General features: G+C 40.9%; 3 protein-coding genes. 1 reads left to right on the top strand and 2 read right to left on the bottom strand.

Features of this window, described 5'->3' with window-relative positions; all coding sequences use genetic code 11:
• Positions 1 to 353: transposase family protein (locus CBG25_RS14215; protein WP_290603898.1), on the top strand; the 353-nt coding region annotated here is incomplete at its 5' end.
• A gap of 26 nt (positions 354 to 379) precedes the next feature.
• Here the strand turns inward: CBG25_RS14215 and CBG25_RS14210 are convergent.
• A complete protein-coding gene (locus CBG25_RS14210) occupies positions 380 to 706 on the bottom strand; it encodes a hypothetical protein (protein ID WP_290607413.1) in 327 nt (108 codons plus the stop codon).
• The coding region (locus CBG25_RS14205) for a transposase family protein (RefSeq protein WP_290603625.1) at positions 648 to 952 on the bottom strand (305 nt) is incomplete at its 5' end. The genes CBG25_RS14210 and CBG25_RS14205, both read right to left, overlap by 59 nt.

The raw sequence follows: 952 nt of genomic DNA, 5'->3' as shown, positions 1-952 counted from the left end.
TGAGCAAAAATGGGCGCCGTCACGATAAACGCTTACTCGATAAAGTCGATATAATTCGCCATATTCCTCCTGAGGTAACCATCTGGGCAGATACCGGTTTTCAAGGTATAGATAAACAGCATCCTAATACACAAATCCCAAAAAAAGGAACTCGAAAAAGACCTTTATCGCCTGAACAAAAACAAGAAAATAAAATAATCTCGGGCATCCGTATTACAGTTGAACACGCCATCGCGGGTATCAAGCGCCTCGGTTGCATGACCCAAATTTTACGGAATCGTAGACCCTTTATTGATGATACCTTCTTACTCCTTAGCGCAGGTCTTTGGAATTTCCATCTCAGAACAGCGTAAAATTTACTTCAATCACCGAAACACCCTTATTTCACTATTAAGCAACACGCTTTACGTGTTTTGGCAATCAATGTATCATCGGCAATTAGTACACAAGGGCTTTTTTTGTCTATAGAAGGTTCAACTAATCGCCATAGGTCTTTAGGGCGGAAACATCTACTTTTTAACCATCGGCTAACCGTGTCATGAGATAAAGGCGATGGGCTGACTTCTGATAACGCCAAACTAGAGTATCTTACACTAAGCGTGTTGCTTAATAGTGAAATAAGGGTGTTTCGGTGATTGAAGTAAATTTTACGCTGTTCTGAGATGGAAATTCCAAAGACCTGCGCTAAGGAGTAAGAAGGTATCATCAATAAAGGGTCTACGATTCCGTAAAATTTGGGTCATGCAACCGAGGCGCTTGATACCCGCGATGGCGTGTTCAACTGTAATACGGATGCCCGAGATTATTTTATTTTCTTGTTTTTGTTCAGGCGATAAAGGTCTTTTTCGAGTTCCTTTTTTTGGGATTTGTGTATTAGGATGCTGTTTATCTATACCTTGAAAACCGGTATCTGCCCAGATGGTTACCTCAGGAGGAATATGGCGAATTATAT

Origin of the sequence: Arsenophonus sp. ENCA (genome assembly GCF_002287155.1) — a bacterium.
In the GTDB taxonomy this organism is placed as follows: Bacteria; Pseudomonadota; Gammaproteobacteria; order Enterobacterales; family Enterobacteriaceae; genus Arsenophonus; species Arsenophonus nilaparvatae.
The sequence above is the reverse complement of the archived record's forward strand: the minus strand, read 5'-3'. Positions and strand labels throughout refer to the sequence as shown.